Origin of the sequence: Caulobacter sp. BE254, assembly GCF_031457295.1 — a bacterium.
In the GTDB taxonomy this organism is placed as follows: domain Bacteria; phylum Pseudomonadota; class Alphaproteobacteria; order Caulobacterales; family Caulobacteraceae; genus Caulobacter.
Genome location: NZ_JAVDWJ010000003.1, coordinates 345833 through 369816, shown reverse-complemented (window position 1 = coordinate 369816; position 23984 = coordinate 345833). Strand labels below are relative to the sequence as shown.

Below are 23984 nucleotides of genomic sequence, written 5' to 3'. Positions count from 1 at the left end.
CGCGCCCTTTCCCCTTCGTCCGCGCCGGCCTGCGCCGCGCCCCATCGGACCTTCGTCGATGAACCGCAAGATCGTGCTGCTGCGCGGGGTCGCCGCCGCCGTCGCCCTGCTTACCGTCGCCGCCGCCGTGGCGGTCCCGCCTTCGGCCCAGGCCCAATCGGCCGCCCAGCCCGCCGCCCTGTCGGCGTCGGCCCTGCGCAAGGTCGAGGTCACGGTGCCGGTCGGCAAGGCCCAGGTGCTGGAGCTGCCCGCCCCCTATGTCGACCTGATGATCTCCAACCCGGAGACCGCCGACGTCCTGCCCCTGACCCGCACCTCGGTCTATGTGGTGGGCAAGAAGCTGGGTTCGGCCACGCTCACCGCCTACGGCCCGGGCCGCCAGCTGGTGGCCGCCGCCAACATCGTGATCTCGGCCGACGTCGACAGCCTGCGCCAGCGGTTGCACGACACCATGCCCGACGAGGACGGCCTGGTGGTCGGCGCCAGCAACCAGTCGGTGGTGCTGTCCGGTCCGATCAGCAGCGGGGCCGCCGCCGGCCGCGCCGCCGCCCTGGCCGAGAGTTTCGCCCCCGGCCAGGTGGTCAACATGATGTCGGTGCAGGGCACCCAGCAGGTCACCCTGTCGGTGCGCATCGTCGAGATGGAGCGGTCCACGGCCAAGGCCCTGCGCCTGAACGTCGCCACCGCCGACCCGACCGCGCCCGGCTACCACAACTTCGAGATCGGCACCGGCGACACCGGCGTGCTCAGCAGCGTGCTCGACAGCTTCGGCCTGCTGAAATTCCCCCTGCGCGCTGGCGACGTGGACCTGAACGTGCTGTTCGACGCCCTGGAGACCAAGGGCCTGGTCAAGACCCTGGCCGAGCCGAACCTGACGGCGCTGTCGGGCGACACGGCCAGCTTCCTGGCCGGCGGCGAGTTCCCGGTCCCCGTGGCCCAGAACCAGAGCGGCGGCCTGACGACGATCACCGTCGAGTTCAAGCAGTTCGGCATCGGCCTGGCCTTCACGCCGACGGTGCTGCAGGACGGCATGATCAACCTGGTGGTCAATCCCGAGGTCTCCAGCATCGACCCCAACAGCTCGTTCGTCAGCAACGGCCTGCGCATTCCGGGCATCAAGGTCCGGCGCGCCAAGACCACGGTCGAGCTGCGCGACGCGGAGTCGTTCACGATCGCCGGCCTGATCCGCGACGACTACCAGAACCAGGTCCGCCAGTTCCCAATGCTGGGCGACCTGCCGGTGCTGGGCGCGCTGTTCCGCTCGACCAGCTACCAGCGCAACCAGACCGAACTGGTGATCGTCGTCACGCCGCACCTGGTCAAGCCGACCCGCGCGCGGATGGCGACCCCGGCGGACCGCTTCACGCCGCCGTCCGACACCGAACTTTTCCTGCTGGGCCGCGGCCAGGCGGGCCAGGGCGCCATGTCGCCCGAGGACCGCGTGCTGCTGACCGGCGCCGCCACTAAGGGAGGGGTCGATGGACCCTATGGCCATGTGCTGCACTAGGATCATCCCTCTGGCGGCCCTGGCCGCCGTCGCCGCCCTGTCCGGCTGCGCCGATGCGCGTCGCGACCTCTCGCCGGACTTCGGCGCGGCGGTCCGCACCAACCTCGCCGCCCAGATCGCCGATCCCGAGGCGCACTACGAGGGCGTCCGGCAGCCCGGCGGCGACGGCGTCCGCGCCGTCCTGGCGGCCGGCCGCTACGGCAAGGACCAAGTCATTCAGCCGGCCCAGGCCTCCACCTCCAGCATCGACTCCAAGGGAGGGGCGAAGGGCCCAGGCTCCGCCAACTGACATGTCCCTTGTTCGACGTTTCCTTGATGACCAATCCGGCGCGGTGGCGGCCCTCACGGGCGTGGCCCTGATCGGCCTGGTGACCATCGGCGGCCTGGCCTACGACGTCAGTCGCGCCTATGCGCTGCGGGCCGAACTGGAGAGCGCGGTCGACGCGGCCGCCCTGGCCGGGGCCAGCCAGCTGGACGGAAGCGCCGGGGCCATGGGCCGCGCCCAGACCGCGGCCACGGGCAGCCTGGTCAGCAACCGCGCGGCCCTGGCCGACGCCTTCGAGGGCAATGTCGCGATCAGCGCCGGCGACATCGCCTTCCTCAGCGCCCACGATCCCGACGTCGCGGCGACCAGCGACGCCACCGCCAGCTTCATCCGCATCAGCCTGACACCGCGGTCCCTGGGCCTGGTGTTCGGGGCGATGACCGGCGTCGGCGGCTTCAACGCCACGGCCCGCGCGGTGGCCGGCTACGGCACGGCGATCTGCAAGGTGCCGCCGCTGCTGCTGTGCAATCCCAACGAGGCCACCAGCCTGACCTTCGACGGCGACGCCTATATCGGCAAGAGCGTCCAGCTGACTCCGCCGCCCGGCGGCAATACCCCCTGGGGTCCCGGCAACTTCGGCTTCCTCGACGTCGGCTCCGGCGCGGCCGACGTCAAGAATGCGATGGGCCGCAATCCGCCTCTGACCCAGTGTTTCGGGGCGACGGCGGTGACCAAACCCGGCAACGTCGCTTCCGCTGACGCCTATTTCAACACTCGATTTGATATCTACCAGCCGCCAGCAAACGGCCTGAAGAACGATCCGCTGTTCCTGCCGGCCATGAACACCATGATCGGCGCCAAGACAGGGGCCGGCGCCAGCGCCTGCTCGGCCCCGGTCTCCGTGCCGAGCAATTCCTGCGCCAGCGCCGCGGCCCTCGCCAGCGGCACGGGCTTCCCGCGGGATTGCGGCCAGACCGGCGTGCTGGGCAGCGGCGTGTGGAACGCGGCCCAGTACTTCGCCACCAACCATTCGGGGATCAATCCCACCACCTACACGCCCCAGGTCCCGGCCGGTTCGAGCGGGACAGGCTGGGCGGCCTATGGCCCCGCGCCGGCCGCCGGCGGAACCAGCCCGACCCGCTACCAGGTCTACAAGTGGGAGCTGGCCATGCTGAGCGGCTCGATCGCCAAGCCGGCCGGCGCCTTCTCCGACGGCCAGACATCGACCAGCGGGTCGCACGACTACGCCGCGCCCCAGTGCAACAAGACCGGCGCCCAGGTCGCGCCCGATCGCCGGACGATCTCGGCGGTGATCGCCAACTGCCACGCCGACAACGTCCATGGCAGCTCGACCGTGCACATCATCGCCTATGTCGACCTGTTCCTGACCGCCCCGGCCGTCAGCAACTCGATCTATGGCGAGGTCATCGGGGCCACCACCGACGTCTCGGCGGTCGGCGCGGAGACCAAGCTCTATTCGGTGCGGCTCTATGACTAGGCGCCTGATCCTTCAGCTTCGCCGGCTGCTGGCCGGCCAACGCGGCTCGGCGGCGGTGGAGTTCGCGCTGGTCCTGCCGTTCATGACGCTGCTGTGCTTCGCCTTCGTCGGCGCGGGACGCCTGTTCTGGAACTACCACATCGCCGTCTCGGCGGTGCGCGACGCGGCCCGCTACGCCGCCCGCCTGCCGATGACCTGCGCGGGCCTGACCGTCGCCGGCGACCCGGCCAAGGTCCAGTCCCTGGCGCGGACCGGTACGAGCGACGGTTCGGGCTCGCCCCTGATCGCCAACTGGACCAGCAACGCCAGCGTCGTCGTCACGGTCTCCTGCGTCGGCAACACGGGCGGCGCCTACAGCGGTCGCTACGAGGACATGGCCGGCGTGCCGATCGTCCAGGTCAGCGCCTCGCCGCCCTATATCGACTCCTTCGGCCCCCTGACCGGAGTGACGCTGACCGGGTTCACGGTCAGCGCCCAGCAGGCGTGGACCGAATGAGCATCCCGGCCCCCCATCTCCTTCATCGACTGGTCCGCGAGCAGCGCGGCGCGGCGGCGGTCGAGTTCGGCCTGGTCTGCCTGGTCTTCGTCTCGATGCTGCTGGCCGTCATCGACATGGGCCGCCTGGCCTGGACCATCAACGCCGCCAAGGCCGCCACCCGCGAAGGCGTGCGCCTGGCCGTGGTCAGTCCGATGGTCTCCAGCGCCATGGCCGGTTACGACGGTCTGAGCCAAGGCATCGCCGGCGGCGGTTCGGTGCCCTCGAGCCCCCCCGTGGTCCTCAGCTGCTCGGGGGCGAGTTCCTCCTGCACCCAGACATCCGGATCCACGATCCCGGGCAGCGGCTTCGACGCCACGACCTTCGCGGCGGTGCTGGCCAAGATGCAGGCCTACGATCCCGACATCACCGCCGCCAACGTCGTGATCACCTATCGTCATGTCGGCCTGGGCAAGGTGGGCAACCCCTACGCCCCGGACATGGAGCCCTTGGTGACGGTCAGCCTCACCGGCATGACCTTCCAGAGCGCCGCCCTCCAGGTGGTGGGGGTGACGCCCTTCGCCCTGCCGGACATGGCCTCGACCCTCAGCGGAGAAAGCCTGTCATGAGCCTGCTCCCCTTCAACCGGATCAAGCTCCCTCCGGCGCCGCCGGCGCCGTCGCAAAGGCCTTGCGCGTGGCGGGTGGGACTGTGCCTGCCGGGGCTGGGCGCGGATCCGCCGCTGGCGATGCTGTCGGCCATGTTCCCGGCCGTCACCTTCCGCGGGCTGGACACGCCCTGGCCGGAGCGGGCCGCCCAGACCTTCGACCTGCTGATCGTCGGGCTGGACGCGGCCGACCCGGCCGGGATCGATCGCCTGACCACGCGCCTGTCGACCTGCGTCGGACGGGTCGAGGTTCTGGTCGTGATGCGCGACGCCGACGTCGAGCTGACCCGCCGCCTGATCCACCAGGGCGCGGCCGACGTGCTGCCCGCGCCCGTCACCGACACCGCCCTGGCCATCGCCCTGGAGCGGATCTTCTGCCGGCTCGACACGGGCCGGGCCCAGCGCCGCAGCGGCGAGATCGTCACCCTGCTCAAGGCCGGCGGCGGCGTCGGGGCCACCTCGCTGGCGGTGCAGACCGCCGTGCGGCTGGCCGCCAACCCGGCCGCGGCGGGGGTCTGCGTGGCGGACCTGGACCTGCAGATGGGGGCGGCGGCGCTCTATCTCGACATCCCCGATCCCGTCACCGTGGCCCAGGTGCTGGCGACGGGCGGGGCCGTCGAGGAAATGGCCTTCGCCTCGGTCCTGACCGCGCACCGCAGCGGGGTCAGCGTGCTGGCCGCGCCGAGCGAACTGATGCCGGTCGAGAGCCTGAACCCGGCGCTGATCGACGGACTGACGGCGGCCCTGCGCCGCGACTTCGAGATCACCCTGGTCGATCCGCCCACCGTCTGGACCGCCTGGACCAACCGCCTGCTGCGCCAGTCGCAGCGCATCGTGCTGGTCACCCGGCTGTCGGTGCCGCACGTGCACATGGTCCGCCGGCAACTGCACATGCTGTCGGCCCAGCGGCTGGACGACGTGCCGGTCACGCTGGTCTGCAACCAGGTCGAGCCCGACGGCGCCGGCGGCCTGTCACTGAAGGCGGCCCAACAGGCGATCGGCCGGCCGTTCGACCTGGTCATCCCCGAGGATCGCCGCCTGATGCACCAGGCCATCGACCAGGGCGTCTCGCTGGCCGCCGTGCGGCGCGGCAGCAAGATCGAGGCGGCGATCGACCGCCTGGCGGAAATGGTGGCGCCGACGCGTGTCGCGGCGGCCGTCGGAACGGAGAGATAGGGCCATGCTCTGGGGTGACGAAACTCGACACATCGAGGCGACGGCCGTGGCCGCCGACTATCCACAGGGAGGCGCGCCCATCGACGACGCCCTGGGGCTGAAGGTGCGGCTGCACCAGCGGCTGATCGACCTGCTCAATCTGAGCCTGCTGGACCGCACCCCGCGCGACGCGCTGCGCCAGGACATCCGCGGCGCGGTCATCGGCCTGCTGGTCGAGGAAAAGCGCCTGCTGACCCCCAGCCAGACCGACCAGCTGGTGGAGGAGATCCTCGACGAACTGCTGGGCCTGGGCCCGCTGGAGCCGCTGCTCAAGGATGACAGCATCACCGACATCCTGATCAACACCCACGAGATGGTCTATGTGGAGCGGGCCGGCCGCCTGCAGCGCACCAATGTCCGCTTCCAGGACACCCGTCACCTGGTGCGGATCATCAACAAGATCGTCGCCGCCGTGGGCCGCCGGGTCGACGAGAGCCAGCCGATGGTCGACGCCCGCCTGGCCGACGGCTCGCGGGTCAACGCCATCATCCCGCCGCTGGCGGTGGACGGACCCCTGGTCTCGATCCGCAAGTTCGCCCGCGCGCCCCTGGCCATGGACCGCCTGGTCGAGCTGGGCAGCATCTCGCGCGAGATGGCGCTGGTGCTCGAGGCGGTGGTCCAGGCGCGCCGCAACGTGCTGATCTCCGGCGGCACCGGCTCGGGCAAGACCACCCTGCTCAACGCCCTGTCGGCCTATATCGATGACCACGAGCGGATCATCACCATCGAGGACTCGGCCGAACTGCAACTGCAGCAATCGCATGTGGGGCGGCTGGAGACCCGGCCCGCCAACATCGAGGGCCAGGGCGAGGTGCAGCAGCGCGAGCTGGTCCGCAACGCCCTGCGCATGCGCCCCGACCGGATCATCGTCGGCGAGGTCCGCTCCGGCGAGGCCTTCGACATGCTGCAGGCGATGAACACCGGCCACGACGGCTCGATGACCACCGTCCACGCCAACACCGCGCGCGACGCCCTGTCGCGGGTCGAGCAGATGATCGGCATGGCCGGCCTCGACATCCCGGCCCGCTCGATCCGCGGCCAGATCGCCTCGGCGATCCACGTCGTGATCCAGGCCGAGCGGATGGAGGACGGGATGCGCCGCATCGTGTCCGTGGCCGAGATCTCGGGCATGGAAGAGGACGTGATCTGCATGCAGGAGATCTTCCGCTTCCGCCGTATCGGGCGCGGGAGCGACGGGCGGGTGCTGGGCCAGTACGAGGCCGCCGGCGTGCGGCCCCGGTTCATGGAGGCGCTGGCGGCGCGGGGCATCAGCCTGCCCAACGACCTGTTCGCCGTCGGCCGGGTCTCGGCGTGACGCGATGGACACGCTCTTCTTCCCCATGGCGCTGGTTCTGGCCTTCGTGGCCGTGGCGATGGCCGGCCAGACGCTGATCGGCCTGTTCCTTGGCGCGCGCGAACAGACCCAGCGGGTCAATCGCCGCCTGACGCTGATGGCGACGGGCATGTCGCAGGAGGCGGTCTACCAGACCCTGGTGCGCAAGCCCCGCGACAGCTGGGTCGGTCGCACGCCCTACGCCGCCCTGCACGCGCGGGCCCTGCTCTATTGCCGGCAGGCCGGCCTGTCGGCGGGACCCATGCAGGTGCTGGGCGTGGCCGCCGGGGCGGCCGCCACCCTCTGGCTGCTGGCGATGATCTTCCTGCGCGGGGTGTCGGTTTCCTCGCCCTTTCCGCAGGTCCTGATGGCCGGGTTCGGTGCGAGCGGCCTGTGCTTCGCGGTCGCGGCGATGTGGATCGCCCGGCGCCGCGCCGCGCGCCTGACCAAGCTGGAGGAGCAACTGCCACAGGCGCTGGACGTCATGATCCGCGCCCTGCGCGCCGGACATCCGGTGATCTCGGCGGTCAACCTGGTGACCCAGGAGATGCCCGACCCGATCGGCAGCGAGTTCGGCCTGGTGATGGACGAGACCACCTATGGCGGCGAGTTCCGGGACGCCCTGCGCAACCTGGCCCGTCGCACGGGCTCGGCCGACATCGCCTTCTTCGCCGTCAGCATCGCCATCCAGACCGAGACCGGCGGCAACCTGGCCGAGATCCTGTCCGGCCTGGCCACCGTGATCCGCGGCCGGGCCTCGTTGAACAAGCGCATCCGCGCCCTGTCCAGCGAGGGGCGGATGTCGGCGCTAATCCTGTCGCTGCTGCCCATGGTCTGCGTCTCGGCGGTCAGCCTGTTCCACCCGGAGTTCTACACCAGCAAGTTTTCCGATCCCGCCTTCTGGCCGATCGTCGCCGGCATCGTGCTGCTCTACGGCCTGGGCCAGCTGGTGATCCACCGGATCGTCACCTTCAAATATTGAGGACGCCATGGACGCCGTGCTGAACATCGGACTGCAGGTTGGGGTTTTCCTGGCGGTCGTCACCGGCGCCCTGGCGGTGGTCTGGCGCCTGGAGCAGGGCGCCCTGATCCGTCGGCGGATGAAGGGCGGGACGGCCGCCGCGTCGGGCCCGATCGAAGAGACGCTGCTCAAGCCCGTCCGTTCGGCCAGTCCCCTGCTGTCCTGGGTGCAGAAGCGTATGCCCGCGCCCGGCAAGGATCGGCCCTCGCGGCTGGCCCGCACCCTGGCCGAGGCCGGCTTTTCGGCCCCGTCCGCCCCCGCCTGGTACGCCCTGGCCCGCATCGGCTCGGCCGTGGGCCTGCCGCTGATGCTGCTCATTTCGCAGAAGCTGTCCTCGGCGCCGATCACCGGCCTCAAACTGGTCGTCGCAGCCCTGGTGCTGTGCGGGCTTGGCCTGGTGGTGCCGGCGATGGTCGTGGACCTGCGCGCCGCCGGCCGGCGCGAGCGGCTGGAGAACCAGTTTCCCGACGCCCTGGACCTGATGGTGGTCTGCATCGAGGCGGGCCTGGGCTTCGACGCGGCCTTCGTGCGGGTGTCGCAGGAAATCGCCGCCTCGCACCGCGACATCGCCTTCGAGTTCGGCCGGGTCTCGCAGGAGCTGCGCGCGGGGCGGTCCCGCCCCGACGCCCTGCGGCGGATGAGCGAACGGGTCAATGTGGACGCGCTGCGCGCCTTCGCCGCCCTGATGATCCAGACCGACAGCCTGGGCGCCAGCGTCGGCCAGACCCTGCGCACCTATTCGGCCGAGATGCGTGAGCGGCGGTTCCTGCGCGGCGAGGAGAAGGCCATGCGCATCCCCGTGCTGCTGACCCTGCCGCTGGTGGCCTGCATCCTGCCGGTGATCGTCACCGCCCTGCTGCTGCCGGCCGGCCTGGACGTGGCCCACAACCTGCTTCCCGCCCTCAAGAGGCATTGACCATGCGCCGTCTGCTGCTGACCGCCGTCTGTTGCGCGCTGCTCCCCGGGCTCTGCGGCTGCGCCGTCTGGCGCGGGATGGCCAGCCTGGTCCGGCCGTCGCCCCAGACCGCCGAGATTCGGCCGGCCCCCGCGCCCGGCCTGGTCCCGCCCGATCCGGCCGCCGTGGTCGATCGGCTGTACGCCCGCGCCGCCGACGCCATCCGTGTCCGCGACTACGCCCTGGCGCTGGAGGTGCTGCAGGTGGCGGCGGCCCGCGCGCCGGCTGATGTGCGGGTGCTCAACGCCCAGGCGGTGATCTACGACAAGCTGGGCCGGTTCGATCTCAGCGCCCGCTACTACGCCCGCGCCCTGGCCGTCGATCCCGGCTCGACGATCGTCGCGCACAACATGGCCTATTCGGCCCGGCTGAGCGGGCAGGCGGGCGCCGACCACGGGGCGCTGCTGGCCGGCGGTCCGCCCGACGGCGTCGTCGCCGCGATTGGCGGGGCCTCGGGAGGGACGCGCTGATGGCCGGGTCGCCGATCGCCGTCGCCGCGGGCTGCGTCCTCCTGCTGGCCGCCACGCCGGCCGCCGCCGCCAGCGGCTGGGGTCGCGCCAAGCCCGCCGCGCCGCTCGCCGTCGCGCCGGTCATGGATGCGGCGACGCGCGACGCCGCCGCGGCCGCGGTCGAGACGGCCCTGGCCGAGGACCGTCTTGTCGACGCCTCCAGCCTGCTGGGCCAGGCCCTGGCCGCCGACGGCCGGGATCCCCGCCTGCTGACCCTGCTGGGCGAGACGATCCTGGCGCGGGGCGACGCCCCCGCCGCCCTGGCGACCTTCGCCCAGGTTCCTCCTGGCGACCTCTCGAGTCCGCGGGCGCGGCAGGGCGAGGGGCTGGCCTTGTCGACCCTGGGACGCTCCGACGCCGCCCTCCAGGCCCTGCGCCTGGCCGTGGCGAGCGATCCCCGCCTCTGGCGCGCCTGGAGCGGCCTGGGCTGCGAGTACGATCGCCGCCACGACTGGCCGGCGGCCGAGGACGCCTATGCGCGCGCCCTGGACGCCTCCGGCCGCAATGCCCTGGTGCTGAACAACCGAGGCTATTCGCGGCTGCTGCAGGGGCGACTGGCGGAGGCGTCGGCCGACCTGGTCGCGGCGCTGGAGAAGAAGCCCGACCTGGTGGCCGCCCGCAACAACCTGCGGCTGGCGCTGGCGCTGCGGGGCGACTACGCCAAGGCCTCGTCGCGCGGCTCGGGCGGCGACGATCCCGCCGCCCTGCTCAACAACGCCGGCTTCGCGGCCCTGCTGCGGGGCGACTACGACACCTCCGTCACCCTGCTCGACCAGGCCAGCAAGGCGCGCAGCACCTACTATCCCAAGGCCGGCGAGAACCGTCGCCTGGCCCTGAGCCTCAAGGCCCAGGATCAGCGCCAGGACGGGGCCATGCCCGGCGCGTCGACCCTGGGCGCGGAGACGGGCCATGGAAACTGACTACGGACGCCTGGTCTGGGCGGGCGCCTATGCGGCCCTGCTGCTGGTCGCGGCCGGCAGCGACGCCTGGCGCCGCACGATCCCGAACTGGTCGGTGCTGGCCATGGTCGGCCTGTTCCTGGTCGGCCTGCCGTTCGGCTGGCCGGTCGCGTCCTGGGCCTCATGCCTGGGGGCCATGGTCCTGGCCCTGGCCGTCGGGTTTCCGATGTTCGCGACCAAGCTGGTGGGGGCGGGTGACGCCAAGCTGCTGGCCGCCGTGGCCCTGTTCACGGGGCTGGAGCACATGCCGCTGCTGCTGGTGTCGACCGCCCTGGCGGGCGGCGCCCTGGCGCTGCTGGCCGTGACGGCGCGCGCCCATGCGACGGCGCTGACCGCCGCCGGCTGGCCGCGGTTACGCCCCGGGGTGCCCTACGGCGTGGCCATCGCCGCCGGCGCTCTCCATGCCGGCTGGAACGCGGGCCTATTCGCCGTCACCCAGCACCTGGTCCATATCGATCTGAATCACCTGAACTGAATATACGGCTTTCGCGTAGATGTACTTTATTGGGCGAATTTCTCCCGTCGGATGGAGTGACTGGCATCTGTATTACAAATTTTGACTACCCAATCCGGGGTAGGATTACGGTTTCGAAATAATGTCCAATGCTGATCAGGAGCGATCAAAGCATGTCGGATGTTTAACTACGAAAAGATGCAAATTGATTTCTACAACTAGCGATTTGTACCTGGAAGTACTTGGATATCCGGCGAGCCGCGAACGCACAGGACAACGTGGGGCGTCGCAGATGGGATTGATCAAGATGATCGAGGTCGTGGATTCAGAAGTTGAACGAGGCGTCTTCGAGGCGCACGTGGCCAACGCCATCCTCAACCTGGTGAACTTCGGCGTGATCGTCGCCGACAGCGAGGGCTGCGTCTACGCCGCCAACGACCTGGCCTGGAGCTACGTCCAGCGCGGCGACGGGCTGGGCGAGCAGGGCGGCTTGTTGACCGCCGAGAACGACTTCGAGGCCGAAGGGCTTCGCGGCCGGATCGCCGCCGCCGTTCGCCAGGGGCGACCGGGCGCCATGCTGGTCCACCGCTCGTGCAGCCAGAAGCCGCTGGTGCTGTTGATCGAGCCCTTCTCCACCGACGACAGCAATTTCCGTTGCGCCCTGATCACCGTGCGCGAGGTGGGCCGGTCCTCGTCCCACGCGGTGGAGCGGGCCCGGATGATGTTCAATTTCTCGCCGGCCGAGGCCGAGATCGTCTCCCGGGTAGTCCAGGGGTGTGAACCGTCCGAGATCGCCGCCGAGCGCGGTGTCAGCATCAATACTCTGCGGGTCCAGATGGCTTCGGCCATGGTCAAAGTCGGCGTCCATCGCCAGGCCGAGCTTGTCTCTGTGCTGTCCTCGGCCGACGTCTTGGAGTGACGAAATAATTTCCGGGATTTATTTCACGAACTAACCAAGTCGCATTATTGGCCGTGGTTCAAGAGGTGATAATATTACTACGTCGCCGGACGAAGACCCTCCCGGTATAGTCTAGCGACAAGACCGGCTCGCCGATGTGGTCCGCAACATCGTCGGCGAACTCCAGCGGCGCGCTCCGCCCGCCGAGCGTCGGATCGAGGTTCAGCACCCCCACCGCCTCGATCCGACGCCGGTCGATCCGCCCACGGCGATGAAATTGCCATACGGGCCCGATCCTCGTTGTCGCGGAAATCCTCGATATTTATAGTAAGAATGTATTACGCCAATTTTATTATTCAGTCGTATTTACGCAATATTGAGTTTCGACGATCTATCGTCCTTATTAGGAAATCTGTTTACCATGCTTTATGGCGTGCTGCTTAACCCTCGCGTCGGATGATCCTCCCATCATCTCTCCAAAGGGGTTCGCAATGCGCACGAAGATTCTCCTGGCCGCCGCGGCCTTCCTCGGTCTGGCCTCCAGCGCGGTCGCCGCGCCCAACAGCTACGAGCTTCACCTCGAGGGCCATGTGCCGGTCATCTGCCGGGTCGACCTGCAGGCCGGCAGCGCCTCGCCCGACCAGGCCACCGACCTGGGCAGGATGACCGAGTTCTGCAACAGCGCCGCCGGCTACGACGTCTGGCTGTCGCACGCCCAGGGCCTGAGCGGCGCGGCGGTCTATGTCGATGGCCAGAAGATCCTTCTGTCGGCCTCGGGCCAGACCCTGATCAGCCATTCGTCGACCGCGGCCTCGCGGTCGCACGTCGTGCGCCTGGATCCGGGCGCCGACGCGGGCCAGGTCGGCAACCTGTCGCTGCGCATCACCGCCCTCTGAGCCGTCGCTCCCGCCTACCGTCCGTGGACGGAAAGAGCCCCGCCGGACCAGGTCCGGCGGGGTTTCAGTTTGGCGATCGTCGCCGCGGGAACGAACTACATGCAAGCCACGGGCGTCGTCGCGGGCGGCACGGCGAGAGGGGTCACCGTGACGGTCAGGATGTCCTGGTAGTTGGGCGCGGGGGCCTTGCCCGCGCCGCCTTCCAGCAGGGTGGGGGTTATGGCCAGGTACTGGCCGCTGAGGCCCGCCCGCTGGCACGTCACCGTGCTGAAGGTCGGCGAAGCGTTGGACCGGGTCTGGCCCAGGAAGTCCAGCTGGTAGGGGATCCGCTGGTTGGCCGTGGCCAGGTTGCCGCCGGGATAGGTCATCCGGAACTGGTTGGCCGAAGTCAGGGCCACCGAATAGGGGCCCGAGCTGGCCACCCGCACATTGCCCGTCCGCTGCTTGACCGAGTTGGGGGTCGAGGGCAGGGCGGCCGTGGTCAATGCGCCGATCTCGCCGAAGTCGAGGGCGGGGCCGACGAAACTGGCCTGCAGGGCGCTGAGCACGTTGATCCGGATGTCCAGCGAGTTGGGCACCACGCCGGATTCGTCGGCCGCCCCGCCCGTGCGCTTGCAGAAGTATTTCTGGTCCACGAACAGATCGGTGCTCCCCGCCGCCAGGTCCGCGCCGCTGGGCACGGTGATCGTCACGGCGAAGGTCTGGACGTCGGGCTGGCCGACGCCGCCGAAGTTCAGCTCGACCTCGTTGGGATTGGTGTTGTTGGGGTCCAGCACGTGGCCGGGCGGGTTTTCCAGGATCTGGCCGCCGGTCGAGGTCTGGACGACGGCCAGGCTGGCGGGCGTGTCGGGACGGCGCAGGTAGATGAAGTCGACCTCCTGGGTCTTCTTGCCGCCCACGGCCGGCGGTCGCCGGGCCGTGATGGTCAGGGTCTGGACCGTCGTCCCGCTGGGATTGAACGGGTCGAAACTGCCCGACAACACCACCGGGTCGAAGATCACGCACTGGGCCTGGACGGCGTGGGCCGTCAGCGAGGCCGCGCCGGCGGCGAGCCCCAGGATCAGCATGCTGATGCCGCGTTTCATGTCAGCCTCCCGAGGCGCTGGGCTTGAGGTCGCCGGCCTTGACGAAACCCTCCGCGCTGGCGGGGACGTCGAGGAAATAGACGGTGGGGGGCGTGGTCCCCATCTCGATCCGCCAGCGGCCCGGGCGCAGGCCCGAGGCGCCGAAGCGGCCGGTTCGGTTGGTGAACAGCACCACCGGCGGCTGGCCGGGCTTGGCCACCTCCGTGGCGCCGCCGGCGATCAGGGCCAGGGGCTGGCCGTCGCCGTCCAGCAGCCGGCCGATCGCGGTGATCGAATAGTCCGACCCCACCACCAGCCGATAGCCCGACCGGTAGGGCGGGAACATCCGGAACGAGCCCGAGCCGAGATCGTAGCCGGCCGGCGCGTTGGGCGCGTCCACCGTGATCGTCCGCTCGGCATAGGCGCTGAGGTTGGTCTCCAGCGCCGTGCCCAGGGCTCCGGTGTTGGCGGTGTAGCCGAACGGGGTCGGGTTCACCGTGATGTCGGCGCCCTTCAGGCTCTTGTGGCCCTGGACGATGGCGAAGCTGTCGTAGATCGGGCGGCCGATCGAGGCCGCGCCGTCGGCGAAGCCCAGGGAGGTGCCGACCCGCAGCGAGGTGCGGCCGTTGTCCGGGCCGTCGAACGCGGTGAAGTGCGACAGTCCCAGCTCGGCGCGGTTGGCGATGTAGTTTAGGCTGCCGTTGAACGCCGCGTCGGTCGGCGAGCGCGAAACCTCGCCATAGGCGTTGTACGAACCCACCCCCTGGCCGTGCAGGGTCTGGTAGACGAGCCGCGCGCGATCGTCGCGACCGTCATATTCCGCCCTGAGGCTGGAATTGTTCGAGAACTGCCAGGACAGCGAGATGAACGCGGTGGTCTCGCGCCGCCCGGGCACGTCGTCGTACATCAGGTTGGCGGTCAGGGCGAGGTTGGAGGCCAGGCGATAGCCCATGCCGGCCCGGTACGAGCTGGAGTCGGCGAAGTTGTCGCGGCCATGCGAATAGCGGCCGTCGAAGCTGGCGTAGATCGCGTCGCTGAAGGCGTGCGAATAGCCGACCCCCAGCTCGTAGCCGTAGCGGTTGTCGGGGATGAAGGTCCCCACCGGTCCGAATTCGCGGCTGCGGCTCTCGAACGACAGGTTCAGGGAGTCGGCGCGGCCGCCGGCGAACTGGAACAGGCGCTGCAGGGAGACAATCGTCGCGTAGCCCGAGCCGAAGCCGTCGATATGCGACAGGGCGAAGTCGACGCCCAGCGTGCCCACCGGCAGGCCGAACAGGCCCTCGAAACCGGCCATGACGGTGTCCTCGTCGCCCTGGCCGTTGACGCCCAGGGTCACCCGGTCGGTGATGCCGCGCCGGTAGAAGCCGCTGAAGGTGAAGTTCTGGGTGTAGTCGGGGCCGTCGGCCACCAGCGGCGCCTTGACGCCGGCATAGGCGCCGAACTCCGACAGGCCCGGATCCAGCTGGGCGCGGTCGAAGAAGACGTTGAACTGCAGGGTCTCGCGCCGTCCGGTGTCGTCCTCGACCACCAGGCGCACGTCGTTGGAGCCCTGGGCGAACGGGAAATCGTGCACGTTGTAGCGGCCCGGATCCAGGTGCAGCCGACGGGTCAGCTGGTTGTTGAGGATCACGCTGACGTCCGAAGGCCGCGCCAGGGTGAAGCTCTCGCGGCCGCGGGGCCGGGCGATCGTCTGCGGGGCCAGCACGCTGTAGGAGCGGAAGACCGAGATCCCCGCGACGTCCGGCGCGGACTGGAAGCCGCGGCTGGTGGCCTGCAGGTCGCCGAAGGTCCAGCGGGCGGTGTGCTTGAGGTCGTCATAGACCACGCGGGTGCCCAGGCGCTGGTAGTCGTTGCGCCCGCCCGGCTGCCAGACCGCCTCGTTCTCCAGCACCAGGCCGCTGACGCGGATGGCGCTGTCGAGCAGGAAGGTCGGATCGCCCAGCCCGTTGTCGAGCCCCTGCTCCACATAGTCGACCGAGCCGCGGATGTTCAGATAGCCGCTGACGCCGGCCGGCGGGGTGAAGCTGCCCATGCCCACATGGTCCATGGGCGTGACCTGCAGGCTGCGCACGGCCTTCAGCTCGGGCGGGATGTTGATCCGCAGCTCCAGGGCCTTGGGGTCGTAGGTCATCTGCAGCTGGGCGTGGGTGACCGCGTCGGGGCCGACCAGGGCGCGGCCGTTGAAGGCCGAGCGCAGGGCCGCCACCGAGGCGGCGTCCAGCAGCGGGGCCAGCAGGCCCAGCAGGCGCTCGGACGGCATCGACAACTGGCCGTCGGCCGAGATCGTCAGCGGCATGTCGCCCAGATAGAAGTCGCCGTCCTTCAGCGGAACCGTCAGGTTGACGTCGCGGCCCGTGGGGTTCAGCCGGCGCAGGGCGTCGGCCGAGGCGGCCGCGTTGCTCGACGGCGCGCCGGTGGGTTCCTGGACGAGCGCCATGTAGGGAATCGGGTCGGCCAGCGCCGCGGCCGGAGCCGCGGCGACGACCAGGCAGCCGGCGAGCAGCCAGCGCCGGTAGGCGCGCGTCCTAGCGCCCTTCGTCGGATGAGAATTGAGCCTCAAGGGAGCCTCCTGCTGCCGCCGTGAGGGGCAGTTCGATGGGAACGGCGATCCGCCGCGTTTGACCGGGAGCGATCAGGCCAAAGCCGATCGTCTGCTGGATCTCGGGACCGGGGAGGGTGCGCTGGAAGACGACCTTCCCCGCCGCGTCCTTCTCGGTGATCTTCAGCCGTCCGCGGGACAGGTAGCCGTGGGTGTTGGAGGAGTCGGCGACATAGACGATCGGGATCGGCTTGCCGTCGGCGTCCGCGCCGATCTCCGCCTTCGACAACGCCAGGCTGGGCTTGCCGCCGCTGGGGGCGACGCTGGCCAGGACCTGGAAGTTGTACAGGATCTGGATCGCCGACTGGCCCTCGGGCAGCTTCACCGGCATCTGGGCGACGGTGACGTAGTAGTGCTTGCTCTGGGCCAGGGCCGGGTCGCCGACCCACTGGATCCGGAACGACTGGGTCTCGCCCGGCTGGATCACCGCCTGGGGCGGGAAGATCAGCAGGTCGTTGGTCTGGGTGTCGCCCGGATGGGCGCCCTTGTCGTCGAAGGTCAGCTCCTCGGCGCGCAGCTCCACCGGCAACGGGTTGGCGAAGGTGTTCTGCACGGTCACGATCTGCGACATGCCGCGCCCGGTGGGCTTGAGGTCGATGACGACCGGCTGGACGGTCATGGCCAGGGCGGCGCCGCCCAGCAAGGGCGTCCCCGTTCCGGCCGTCCCGGCCAGCGCCAGGCTGGCGGCGGCGACCGCTCCCAGCCAACGCTTGCGATGATTGTTCGAACGCAACATGAGGGGTCCGCTCCTTGGTTTCGGTTCGAGTTCAGTTCGAGGCTTCGATCTCGACGACCAGCGTTCCCGCGTAGTCGCCGGCGACCATCGGCGCGCCCCCGCCGGTGATGTTGACGATCAGGTTCATCAGCCCGGCCGCGCCGTTGGCGGTCTGCAGGCTGATCGGGGTGAGAGACGTGCTGGACCCGGTGGCGGTCAGGCCCGCCCAGTCGGCCGACAACTGGAAGCCCAGGCTGTCGCGGAAACCGGGGGCCGGGGCAGGACCGGCGGTGCGGGCCAGGCCGGCCCCGTCGGTGCGCACCACCAGGCGATGGGCCGAGTTGCAGACCACCGGAAAGCCCAGGCTGATCACCGCGTCGCGCGGCTGGGCGGTCTGCGGATCGATGAACTGGGTCAGGCGAACGACGCCTTGGGCGCCCTGGGCGGTGAAGCTGGCGTTGGTCCCGGCGGCGCTTGAGGGTGGCGACAGGACGCAGGCGCTGGGCGCGACGCCGAACAGGTCCAGCCGGTTGCTGGCCCGCTCTCCGGTCGAGACGGTCTGGGCCTGGGCCGAGGCGGCCGCGACGAGCACGGCGCCGAGGGCGAGGGGGACGAGGGCGGCTTTCATTGGGGTTCCACCGTCAGCCTGAGGGTGTCGCGATAGACGCCCGACACCAGCGGCGCATTGGTCTGCAGGTTCGTGGCCCCCGGCTGGATATCCAGCCGCAGGACCATGTCGCCGACCACCGGCTGGTCGACCGCCTGGGCGCTGTCGCGCATTCGGCGGGCGCTGGCGTCGGCCTGGAAGGTGTTGCTGACCGGTCCCCAGACCAGGGTGGCTGTATAGGGGACCGCATCGCTGAAACCGGTCGGGGCGGGGGTCAGCCCCAGCTCCGAGCGCCACAGGCCGTTGTTCTGGCTCTCCAGCACGATCTGGTGGGCGTAGTTGCAGACGGCCGCGAAGGTCACCTGGGCCGAGGCCGCGCGGGTCGACAGGGTGACCGGATCGGTCAGGGCGTCGACCTCGAGGCTGGAGCCGTTCAGGGTCTTGAAGTTGACCAGGCTGCCGGAGCTTAGCGTCGGCGTGGCCAGGGTGCAGACCTTCGGAACCTGGCCGCGCACCACCATGTCGCGGGTGTTGTCGTCGGTCTGGGCCTTGGCCAGCTGTCCGACCAGCAGCAGGGTGACGGCCGAGGCGGTGGCCAGGGTCGCGGCGGCGAGGGATCGGGTGTCGCGCATGGTCATCCTCCTTCAGCTGGCCGCGGCCAGGGTGACGACGACGGCGCCCTGGTAGGTGTCGTCGGCGACCGGGCGCAGGGCCGGACCGCCGGCGGTGGCGAAGCCAGACAGGCTGATCGTGATGTCGGCGGCGCCGGCCGTTTCGCGGACCTGCGAGGCGGCGGCGTTGGCGGCCGTTCCGGTCGAATAGCGGGCGTCGATCGGCGTCCAGCCCGAGGCGGTGGCCGTGTAGTCGACCCCGCGCGAGAAGCCGGTCGGCGGCGTGGTGACGAAGGCCTGGGCCGTCATCGGGGTGGCGGCGATGGTCAGCTGGCTGCGCGAGCTGCACTGGGTTCCGGTCAGCACCTTGGGCGGCGCGGCCAGGTCGGGGCGCAGCAGGCCGGTGGCCGTGTCGATCAGCACGCCGACGTCGAACAGGTTGTCGCCGTCGCTGAGCGCGCCGAGGGTGCAGATGTTGTTGGGCACGTTGCCGGTGATCTGGATCGGTCCGGCGGAGTCCGAGGGGCCCACGGTCTGGGCGTGGGCGGCGGCGGCCAGGACCAGCAGGACCGGCGGCGCGATCAGAAGGGACAGGGTGCGATGGGACAAGGCGGGATGCATGGGCTCAGCTCCCCGAGGCGTTCAGGCCCGCGTCGGGCCCGAGGGTGATGGTGACCAGGGCCAGGTAGGCGCCCGGCTGCAGCAGGTCGTCGGCGGCGGTGGCGAAGTCGGAGACCACCAGGGTCAGGTCGGTCGCCTTCGGCGCGGCGCTGGTCGCGCTGGTCCTGTCGCCGGCGGCGTTGGTGGCGCTGGTGCGCACGGTGGCGGCGGTCGCGCCCCAGGCGCTGATCGAGCAGGTGTAGTCCACCGCGCCGGTGAAGCCGGCCTGGGCGGCGCCGCTGGTCACCGCCAGCGGCGAGGCGCTGATGGCCAGGGCCGCGCCGCCGTAGTTGCAGAAGGTCCCGGGCAGCAGGATCGTCTGGGCGGCGATCGTCGCCAGCCGTCCGGCCCGGGTTCCCGAGGCTTCGGAGATCTGGCCGAGCGCCAGGCCGGCCGGGCTGGGCTCGCCCAGCACGCAGACCTGGCTGACTCGGGCGTCCAGCCCGACATTTCCTCGGGCCGGGTCCTGGGCGTTGGCCGGCGCGGCGGCCACGGACGTGGCCAGGGCCAGGGCGGTCGCCGCGAGTCCGATGGTTCGATGCTGGATCATGACGACCTCCTTCTGGCGCGGGTTCAGGTGGCGGGTGACAGCGTGACGATCACCGAGCCGGCGTAGGATCCCGCCACCAGCCGTCCGCTGGTCGGGGTGGCCGGATCGGCGAAGCTGACGACGATGTCGCTGCTGAAGACGCCGGTCGTGCTGCCCGCGCCGCCGCCGGCGGCCAGGGTGCTGTCGCTGGCCGAGACCGCGCCGCCGGCCGGCGAGGCCGTGGCCGTGGCCGTGTAGTCGACACGGCGGTCGAAGCCGGTGGGGGCCGCGTCGGTGAAGCTGGTGTTGAGGATCGGCAGGGCTTCGACGGCCATGCTGGCCGAGACCCCGTTGCACCAGCCGTTCAGGGTGGCGGTGCGGCTGGTCAGCTTGGCGCCGTCCAGCCGGCCGATGGCGGCGGTGTCCCCGGACAGCAGGGACAGTTCGCCCAGGTCCAGCACCACGTCGCCGGTCACGAACAGGCAGCGGTTGGCCACCGTGCCGTTGACCTGCACCGTGCCCGTCGCCGTCTGGGCCAGGGCCGCGCCCGCTCCGCAGGCGAGCACGAGGCTCGCCGCGGCGGCGGACAGGATGATCGGATGTCGCATGATCGTGCTCCTGTCGCCTTGCGGGTCAGACCGGTTCGATGGTGATGGAGATGACGCTCGAATAGTTGCCGGCCATCAGCAGCGCGCCGGAGGCGGTGTTCAGGGCGTAGGCCTTGACCGTCAGGTTGTTGGCGCTGTTGGCCAGGCTGTCGGACAGCGCCTGGACGGTGGCGGCGGGCAGGGCCGCGGCGGTGACGTAGCTGACCGTCTGGGTCGAACCCGAGGCCAGGGCCGCGTCCAGGGCGGCGGTGTAGTCGATGACGTTGGCGTAGCCGGCCGGGGCGGTGGCGGTCGGGGCCAGGGCCAGGCGGGTCGAGCTCAGCGTCACCTTGGGCGCGGCGCTGTTGCAGTTGACCCGGAACTGGGTCGAGCCGGCCGGGGCGGCGTTGGTCGAGCCGGCCAGGGTGGGCGACAGCGCGCCGTCCGTGCCGGCCAGTTCGCCCAGCGGGATCGAGCCGCTGAAGCTGGAGCCGGCGCCGCCGGTGATCACGACGCACTTGGCCGCGACGCTGCCGGTGACATTGACCGTGCCGGTGACCGTCTGGGCCATGGCGGCCGGGGCGGCGGCGAGGCCCAGCAGGGCGGCGCCGATCAGGATGGTCTTGTTCATGTCGTTTCACTCCCAAATGTTGCGCCGGCGAACCGGCCTGGTTTTGCGGGGCGAGCCCCAATTCCCCCGGAAAGACGATCGGATCCGCTGGGGGAGCGGGTCCGAAAGAGCGTCACGGCGAGACGCTGAGGGTCACCGTTAGCGAGTCCGCGTAGACATTGGCGGCGGCCAAGATCTGGGGGCCGGCGTAGGCGGCGCGGCTGACCCGCAGGTACGAGCCGGAGACGTCGTAGGACGAGCCGTTCAGGCGCAGCCCCTGGCTGGCGGTGGCTGGTCCCTTGAAGGTGCAGGTGGCGCCCGAGCTGGTCTTCAGGTCGCCCGTGTCGCAGGCGCCGCTGACCGGGGTGACCCCGACGTCGCCGACCAGGTTCAGGTCGACTTGATAGGGCGCGAGGTTGGTGTAGCCGGTCGGCGGCGTGACGCTGGAGGCCAGCAGGCCGCCGTTCTGCGAGATCACCGCCGCCCGGAACGGCACGGTGCATTCCAGCGTGAACGGAAAGTCGGCCGAGAAGGCGTTGTTGACCTCGCCCACATTGGTCGAGCCGTTGGGGGCCATGCCCGGAGCGAAGCCGCAGCGGCCGCCGACCGAGGCTGTGACCGGGATGGACAGCACGATATTGGAGGGCGATCCGCCGGCGTAGGCCGTGACTTGGGCCTGGGCCAGGTCAGCTCCGGCGGCGAACACCGCCAGCACGACCACGCCGCCGCCGACCAGCCAGTCCAGCGGCCGAAGCCCGCGTTCCGAGCGTCGAGCCCGGGAGATCATTATGCATTTGCCTATCATCGCCCAGCCCTTGTTTAATTAACAAGTTCTTAATGCTTGGCTGACGATTGCAGAGAACTAGTGGTGTGAAATCCCCCAGCTTGGGTATGCGTAATAGTTTCGCCTGAATGGGGAATTCAGATCTGTCTCTATTAGCTATAATGGCTTTAATAATACAAATAGTCTAAGAAATAGCGGCGTTGAGAGGCATATGCATTTGGCGTGCGTCAAACCGACGCTATTATGTATCCATTAATCTTAGGTTGTGGAAATTATTGCCCAATATGCCTCTAGATGAGGAGACTGCGGACCAGAAAAGAATGGTTCAGCTAGATGCCGGCGCCAAGACCGGTCAACAGGGAGAAGGGGCAGGGGCATGGACGGCACGCATTCGCTCGCCGGGGTACGTGATTTCGAGGCCATCAGGTTCTGTCTTGAAGAGGACGAAGTCGCCCGCATCGTGGTCGATCGACAGGGCCTGCTTCTCTGGCGTTCCAGGGCGGCGGCGCTGCTGCTGCACGGCGACTGTCCACTGGTCGATCGAGCCGGCAAGCTGGGCGGCGTCGACCGCCGCGCCCAGCAGTTCCTGAACGAGCGGCTGGACGAAGCCTTCGCGGGCGAGGAGATCTGCCAGTTCATGGAGGCCGAGCAGGGAACCCGTTTCCTGCTGCGCATGCGCCCGGTCGACGAGGACGGCGAGCGGGCGGTGGTGATCACGCTGAAGGACTTCGAGGCGCCGGTGCACATTCCGCGGCTCGAGCGGTTGTTCGGGCTCAGCGCCATGGAGGCGCGGATCCTGCAGCTGATCATCGAGGGCGCCAGCGCCGAGCGAATCGCCGACAGCAAGGCCATCTCGATCCTGACCGTGCGGACCCACATCAAGCACATCCACAGCAAGATGGACGTCCGTTCCAAGGAGGAGATCCTGGCGATGATCGTCAAGATCTTCGCCTGACCCCGCCTCGTGTCGATGCGAGTTGCCGATCCGGCCGCGAACGGCCAAATGATGGCGCACGACATCTTGGGCCGGAACCATGACCACGCCGATCGACGACCGTCTCGCCGCCGCCGCCTTCCATAGGCTGGTCGAGCACCTGCGCCTGCGGACCGACGTCCAGAACGTCGACCTGATGGGCGCGGCCGGCTTCTGCCGCAACTGCCTGGGCGACTGGGTGAGCGAGGCCTCGGAGGGCGCCCTGAGCCGGGACCAGGCCCGCGAGGCGGTCTACGGCATGCCGCAATCGGAATGGAAGGCGCGCCACCAGGGCCCGGCGACTCCCGAGCAGTTGGCGCGCATGGAGGCCAGCGTGGCGCTCACCGCGCGGCTGCGCGCCGAGCGGGACGCCCGGCTGGACGCGGCGCTGGAGGACAGCTTTCCGGCCAGCGATCCGCCGGCCATGACCGAGCCGGGCCGCTAAACGGCCAGCTTCCGGGCCTTGACCCTCACCCGGATCACGCGGTGGTTGGACGACATGTAGAGATGGCCGTCGGCGGCCAGCTCGCAGTTGGAGATCACGTCGTCGGCCCGGATGATCCCGATCCGCTGGCCGGCCGGCGTGAAGATCGAGATCCCGTCCTTGCTCGAGGCCCACAGGTTGCCGGCCCGGTCGACCTTCAGGCCGTCGCCGCCGTCGATGCCGCTGGCGGCGCGGTCGACAAATTGCCGGCGGGCGGTCGGCGCGCCCTTGGCGTCCAGGTCCCAGGCCACCCAGCCGGACTTGCGGTCGGTGGCGTACAGCGTCCGGCCGTCGGGCGACAGGCCGATGCCGTTGGGCTCCACGGTCCTGTCGATGATCGTCAGGCTGTTGTCGGTTCCCAGGCGATAGACGCCGGCATAGTCGGTCTGGCGATAGGGCGAGCGCCAGTCGCCCTTCAGGCCCCACGGCGGATCGGTGAAATAGATCGCCCCGTCGCGGGCCAGGACCAGATCGTTGGGGCTGTTGAGGCGCTTGCCCTCGAAGCTGGCGGCCAGCACGGTCTTCTTTTTGGTCTTCAGGTCGATGCGCGAGACGCAGCGATTGCCGCTGTCGCCGACCACCAGGCCGCCGCGCGCCAGGATCAGGCCGTTCGAGCCGGCCTCGCGCAGGCTGTTGGTCTCGGGCCCCGCATAGCCGGAGGGCGACAGCCAGACCGATCCGCCCGTCGCCGGCGACCAGCGCAGGATCTTGTTGGCCGGCACGTCCGAGACCAGCAGGAAGCCGTCCTTGCCGCCGACCCAGACCGGTCCCTCGCTCCAGGTGAAGCCGTCCAGCACCTGCTCGACCGGCGCGTCGGCGTCGACCAGGGCGTCCAGGGCCGGGTCCAGGCGCTCGACCTTGCCGACCACGGGGTAGGTCTCGGCCCGGGCAAGGGCGGGCGCGGCGGCCAGGGCCAGGAGCGAGGCGGCCGCGGCGCGGCGGGACATCGGCAAGGTTGAGGTCATGGGGGCGAGGCTCCTGGCTGTTCGACTCGTCGGCCACGCTCTTTTGCCTCGCGTTTGGTCTCAGCGCCACTGGTCACGGACGGCTCGCCCGCATCGTCCATGAACTTCGTGTAACGGAGTTCTCGCGTCCGTGATCCGATGTGA

26 protein-coding genes and 1 pseudogene are annotated in these 23984 nt (G+C 69.9%); 16 read left to right on the top strand and 11 right to left on the bottom strand.

The window, feature by feature from the left end:
* Positions 1 to 58 precede the first annotated feature (58 nt).
* From J2X41_RS08530 to J2X41_RS08465, 14 genes are all read left to right on the top strand, one after another.
* Positions 59 to 1507: a type II and III secretion system protein family protein gene (locus J2X41_RS08530; protein WP_310081162.1), complete on the top strand. Its 1449-nt coding sequence runs from the start codon at positions 59 to 61 to the stop codon at positions 1505 to 1507.
* Positions 1479 to 1796: a hypothetical protein gene (locus J2X41_RS08525; RefSeq protein WP_310081161.1), complete on the top strand. Its 318-nt coding sequence runs from the start codon at positions 1479 to 1481 to the stop codon at positions 1794 to 1796. The genes J2X41_RS08530 and J2X41_RS08525 overlap by 29 nt, the downstream gene beginning before the upstream one ends.
* 43 nt (positions 1797 to 1839) lie before the next feature.
* On the top strand, positions 1840 to 3270 hold the full coding sequence (locus tag J2X41_RS08520) for a pilus assembly protein TadG-related protein (protein ID WP_310081160.1): 1431 nt from the start codon (positions 1840 to 1842) through the stop codon (positions 3268 to 3270).
* The gene (locus tag J2X41_RS08515; protein ID WP_310081159.1) at positions 3263 to 3766 is read left to right on the top strand and encodes a TadE/TadG family type IV pilus assembly protein; all 504 of its coding nucleotides are present in this window, start codon (positions 3263 to 3265) and stop codon (positions 3764 to 3766) included. Before J2X41_RS08520 ends, J2X41_RS08515 begins: the two co-directional genes overlap by 8 nt.
* Entirely contained in the window at positions 3763 to 4374 is a 612-nt protein-coding gene (locus J2X41_RS08510) for a pilus assembly protein (protein WP_310081157.1), read from the top strand. Before J2X41_RS08515 ends, J2X41_RS08510 begins: the two co-directional genes overlap by 4 nt.
* Positions 4371 to 5588, top strand: coding sequence for a hypothetical protein (locus tag J2X41_RS08505; protein WP_310081156.1), 1218 nt, complete (start codon positions 4371 to 4373; stop codon positions 5586 to 5588). Before J2X41_RS08510 ends, J2X41_RS08505 begins: the two co-directional genes overlap by 4 nt.
* Positions 5589 to 5592: 4 nt before the next feature.
* Positions 5593 to 6942, top strand: coding sequence for a CpaF family protein (locus J2X41_RS08500; protein WP_310081155.1), 1350 nt, complete (start codon positions 5593 to 5595; stop codon positions 6940 to 6942).
* Between the two features lie 4 nt (positions 6943 to 6946).
* Positions 6947 to 7942: a type II secretion system F family protein gene (locus J2X41_RS08495; protein ID WP_310081154.1), complete on the top strand. Its 996-nt coding sequence runs from the start codon at positions 6947 to 6949 to the stop codon at positions 7940 to 7942.
* Between the two features lie 7 nt (positions 7943 to 7949).
* Positions 7950 to 8897 carry a type II secretion system F family protein gene (locus J2X41_RS08490; RefSeq protein WP_310081152.1) on the top strand — a complete coding sequence of 316 codons (948 nt, stop codon included), beginning with the start codon at positions 7950 to 7952 and terminating at the stop codon, positions 8895 to 8897.
* Positions 8898 to 8899: 2 nt separating this feature from the next.
* Positions 8900 to 9406 (top strand): tetratricopeptide repeat protein, encoded by a 507-nt coding sequence (locus J2X41_RS08485; RefSeq protein WP_310081151.1) that lies wholly within the window; start codon positions 8900 to 8902, stop codon positions 9404 to 9406.
* Positions 9406 to 10365: a tetratricopeptide repeat protein gene (locus J2X41_RS08480; protein WP_310081150.1), complete on the top strand. Its 960-nt coding sequence runs from the start codon at positions 9406 to 9408 to the stop codon at positions 10363 to 10365. The genes J2X41_RS08485 and J2X41_RS08480 overlap by 1 nt, the downstream gene beginning before the upstream one ends.
* Positions 10355 to 10879 (top strand): prepilin peptidase, encoded by a 525-nt coding sequence (locus tag J2X41_RS08475; RefSeq protein ID WP_310081149.1) that lies wholly within the window; start codon positions 10355 to 10357, stop codon positions 10877 to 10879. The genes J2X41_RS08480 and J2X41_RS08475 overlap by 11 nt, the downstream gene beginning before the upstream one ends.
* Before the next feature lie 271 nt (positions 10880 to 11150).
* Positions 11151 to 11777 carry a LuxR C-terminal-related transcriptional regulator gene (locus J2X41_RS08470; RefSeq protein ID WP_310081148.1) on the top strand — a complete coding sequence of 209 codons (627 nt, stop codon included), beginning with the start codon at positions 11151 to 11153 and terminating at the stop codon, positions 11775 to 11777.
* A 470-nt stretch (positions 11778 to 12247) separates the two neighbouring features.
* Positions 12248 to 12652, top strand: coding sequence for a hypothetical protein (locus tag J2X41_RS08465; protein ID WP_310081147.1), 405 nt, complete (start codon positions 12248 to 12250; stop codon positions 12650 to 12652).
* 95 nt (positions 12653 to 12747) lie between these two features.
* On the opposite strand, the gene J2X41_RS08460 is transcribed toward J2X41_RS08465, so the two are convergent.
* From J2X41_RS08460 to J2X41_RS08415, 10 genes are all read right to left on the bottom strand, one after another.
* Positions 12748 to 13737: a hypothetical protein gene (locus tag J2X41_RS08460; RefSeq protein ID WP_310081146.1), complete on the bottom strand. Its 990-nt coding sequence runs from the start codon at positions 13735 to 13737 to the stop codon at positions 12748 to 12750.
* Between the two features lies 1 nt (position 13738).
* Positions 13739 to 16276 (bottom strand): fimbrial biogenesis outer membrane usher protein, encoded by a 2538-nt coding sequence (locus J2X41_RS08455; RefSeq protein ID WP_310081144.1) that lies wholly within the window; start codon positions 16274 to 16276, stop codon positions 13739 to 13741.
* The gene (locus J2X41_RS08450) at positions 16242 to 17051 is read right to left on the bottom strand and encodes a fimbria/pilus periplasmic chaperone (protein WP_310081142.1); all 810 of its coding nucleotides are present in this window, start codon (positions 17049 to 17051) and stop codon (positions 16242 to 16244) included. Before J2X41_RS08450 ends, J2X41_RS08455 begins: the two co-directional genes overlap by 35 nt.
* Before the next feature lie 31 nt (positions 17052 to 17082).
* Entirely contained in the window at positions 17083 to 17658 is a 576-nt protein-coding gene (locus J2X41_RS08445; RefSeq protein WP_310081141.1) for a hypothetical protein, read from the bottom strand.
* Complete coding sequence (locus tag J2X41_RS08440) at positions 17655 to 18269, bottom strand: hypothetical protein (RefSeq protein ID WP_310081140.1); 615 nt, start codon at positions 18267 to 18269, stop codon at positions 17655 to 17657. Before J2X41_RS08440 ends, J2X41_RS08445 begins: the two co-directional genes overlap by 4 nt.
* A gap of 12 nt (positions 18270 to 18281) precedes the next feature.
* Entirely contained in the window at positions 18282 to 18869 is a 588-nt protein-coding gene (locus tag J2X41_RS08435; RefSeq protein WP_310081139.1) for a hypothetical protein, read from the bottom strand.
* A 4-nt stretch (positions 18870 to 18873) separates the two neighbouring features.
* On the bottom strand, positions 18874 to 19458 hold the full coding sequence (locus J2X41_RS08430) for a hypothetical protein (protein WP_310081138.1): 585 nt from the start codon (positions 19456 to 19458) through the stop codon (positions 18874 to 18876).
* A 23-nt stretch (positions 19459 to 19481) separates the two neighbouring features.
* On the bottom strand, positions 19482 to 20045 hold the full coding sequence (locus J2X41_RS08425) for a hypothetical protein (protein ID WP_310081137.1): 564 nt from the start codon (positions 20043 to 20045) through the stop codon (positions 19482 to 19484).
* Between the two features lie 25 nt (positions 20046 to 20070).
* Positions 20071 to 20655 carry a hypothetical protein gene (locus tag J2X41_RS08420; RefSeq protein WP_310081136.1) on the bottom strand — a complete coding sequence of 195 codons (585 nt, stop codon included), beginning with the start codon at positions 20653 to 20655 and terminating at the stop codon, positions 20071 to 20073.
* A 112-nt stretch (positions 20656 to 20767) separates the two neighbouring features.
* Positions 20768 to 21421 carry a hypothetical protein gene (locus tag J2X41_RS08415; RefSeq protein WP_310081135.1) on the bottom strand — a complete coding sequence of 218 codons (654 nt, stop codon included), beginning with the start codon at positions 21419 to 21421 and terminating at the stop codon, positions 20768 to 20770.
* Between the two features lie 373 nt (positions 21422 to 21794).
* On the opposite strand from J2X41_RS08415, the gene J2X41_RS08410 reads away from it, so the two are divergent.
* Positions 21795 to 22373, top strand: a complete 579-nt coding sequence (locus J2X41_RS08410) for a helix-turn-helix transcriptional regulator (protein ID WP_310081134.1) — start codon at positions 21795 to 21797, stop codon at positions 22371 to 22373.
* 79 nt (positions 22374 to 22452) lie between these two features.
* Positions 22453 to 22758, top strand: a pseudogene (locus tag J2X41_RS08405) (DUF1244 domain-containing protein); the annotation flags it as partial.
* Positions 22759 to 22832: 74 nt separating this feature from the next.
* Here J2X41_RS08405 and J2X41_RS08400 read toward each other — a convergent pair.
* On the bottom strand, positions 22833 to 23840 hold the full coding sequence (locus tag J2X41_RS08400) for an SMP-30/gluconolactonase/LRE family protein (protein ID WP_310081133.1): 1008 nt from the start codon (positions 23838 to 23840) through the stop codon (positions 22833 to 22835).
* Between the last annotated feature and the right edge of the window lie 144 nt (positions 23841 to 23984).